The 2,214-nt window shown below is 64.0% G+C and carries 2 protein-coding genes; both read left to right on the forward strand.

Features of this window, described 5'->3' with window-relative positions:
- On the forward strand, positions 1-757 hold a 757-nt coding region (locus tag WB528_RS17305; RefSeq protein WP_423889628.1), incomplete at its 5' end, for a tetratricopeptide repeat protein.
- A gap of 172 nt (positions 758-929) precedes the next feature.
- Positions 930-1,721: an inositol monophosphatase family protein gene (locus WB528_RS17310; RefSeq protein WP_423889629.1), complete on the forward strand. Its 792-nt coding sequence runs from the start codon at positions 930-932 to the stop codon at positions 1,719-1,721.
- Positions 1,722-2,214: the final 493 nt, after the last annotated feature.

Here is a 2,214-nt window from a genome sequence, read left to right on the forward strand (position 1 = left end):
GGAGAAGGGCGACCCCAAGGCAATGACCATGCTCGGCGAGCTCTACGCCAATGCATTCGGCGTCCCGCGCGACGACGCCAAGGCCGCCGCCTGGTACAAGCGCGCGGCGGATGCCGGCGACCGCGAAGCGATGTTCGAACTGGCGATGTTGCGGCTGGCCGGCCGCGGCGGCCCGGTCAACCGCGAGGAAGCGGCGAAACTGCTGGCGTCGTCGGCCAAGCTCGGCAATCCCAAGGCCACCTATAATCTCGGGTTGATGTATCTCGGCGGCGAGACGCTGCCGCAGGACGTCAGGCGAGCGGCGGAATTGTTCCGCGTGGCGGCCGACGCCGGCAATCCGGAAGCCCAGTATGCGCTTGCGACCTTCTACAAGGAGGGCACCGGCGTGCCCAAGGACGCCGAAAAGGCGGCGCGGCTGCTTCAGGCGGCTTCAATGGCCGGCAATATCGATGCCGAGGTCGAATACGCGATTGCGCTGTTCAACGGCACCGGCACCGCAAAGAACGAGGCAGCGGCGATCACTTTACTGCGCAGGGCCGCCAGGCAGAACAATCCGATCGCCCAGAACCGCCTCGCCCGGGTGCTGGCCAGCGGCCGGGGGGTGCCGGTCGACAGGGTCGAGGCGCTGAAGTGGCACACCATCGCGAAAACAGCCGGCAAGGGCGATCCGGAGCTTGATCAGGCCCTCTCCACGATGAGCGCGGAGGATAAAGCCAAGGCGGACGCCGAAGTGCACAAGTGGTTCGGCACCAAATAACCTTGACGGCACCCTCGCCACAGGGCACCCACATCTATCTTCACCTCGTCCCTGTGGGGAGGGGTCGGCGCGCAGCGCCATGTGAGGGGTCTCGAACCTCACTAACACCGTAACCCTCTCCCCAAAGGGAGAGGGGAGCGCACCGTTTCGTCAAAGCAAATCGCCGGGATCAATGCTGCAATCAGCCCTTCTCAATGTCATGGTCAAGGCGGCGCGCCGCGCCGGCCGCAGCCTCAATCGCGACCTCGGCGAAATCGAAAATCTCCAGGTGTCGCTGAAGGGACCGGCTAACTTCGTCAGCCTGGCCGACCGCCGCGCCGAGGAGATGCTGTATTCGGATCTTTCCAAGGCCCGACCCGGCTACGGCTTCATCGGCGAGGAAGGTGGCGCGCGCGAGGGTGACGACAAGACCCACACATGGATTGTCGATCCGCTCGACGGCACGACGAATTTTCTGCACGGCATTCCGCAGTTTGCGATCTCGATTGCGCTCCAGCGCGAAGGCACGGTGATCGCGGGCGTGATCTACAATCCGGCCAATGACGAGCTTTATACCGCCGAGCGCGGCAAGGGCGCCTTTCTCAACGATCAGCGGCTGCGCGTCGCGGGCCGCCGCAAGCTCAACGAATGTGTGATCGCCTGCGGATTGCCGCATATCGGACGCGGCGATCACGAACTTTCGCGCGTCGAGATGGCCGAAATCCAGAACCGCGTGGCGGGCCTGCGCCGCTTTGGTGCAGCGTCCCTCGACATGGCCTTTGTGGCGGCTGGACGGCTCGACGGCTACTGGGAGCGCAACCTTCAGCCGTGGGACATGGCGGCCGGGCAAATCGTGGTGCGCGAAGCCGGCGGCATCGTCTCTGGTATCGCCGGCGACGACGATCCGCTCGTCACCCGCAGCGTGATCTGCGGCAACGAGTTCGTCCACGCTGAACTGGTGAAGATTCTGAAGCCGCTCGGCTAGCGCGCCGGCCTCGACATCCTTGCGATGCATTCCGAGGACAAGGCGTTGGCCGAGCTAGGTCCAGCCAAGCAGGCGAAATGAAACACCGGCGATTTTCGCCGGCGTTGGATAAGCAGACCCCGACAAGCACTTTCACCTCCTCTTGAAAAGGGGAGTCGCTCCGCTCGGAAGAACAAAGCGGAGGGGATCTCGACGCGATGACCCCTCCCCAACCCAACCCTCCCCCTTGCGGGGGAGGGAGAAAGCACAGGCGCCGCCTTCAGTCGATATCGTCTGGCGCCCCACTTGCTGCGCGCCGTTATTCCTTGACCCGCCAGCTATTTGGCGAACGCGGGGAATGCCGGCAATTTCTCGACGTCACGCGCGTCGTGCTGAATGATGAGCGTCGCTTTCAGGTTCGCGGCGATTTTCTTGATGCGCTCGATCGAAGCCACGGTCTGGGCGCGGTCGTAGTTGAACGAGGGTACGCCGTCCGAATCGTAGTTCTCGCGGA

This window comes from Bradyrhizobium sp., from assembly GCF_049586575.1.
In the GTDB taxonomy this organism is placed as follows: domain Bacteria; phylum Pseudomonadota; class Alphaproteobacteria; order Rhizobiales; family Xanthobacteraceae; genus Bradyrhizobium.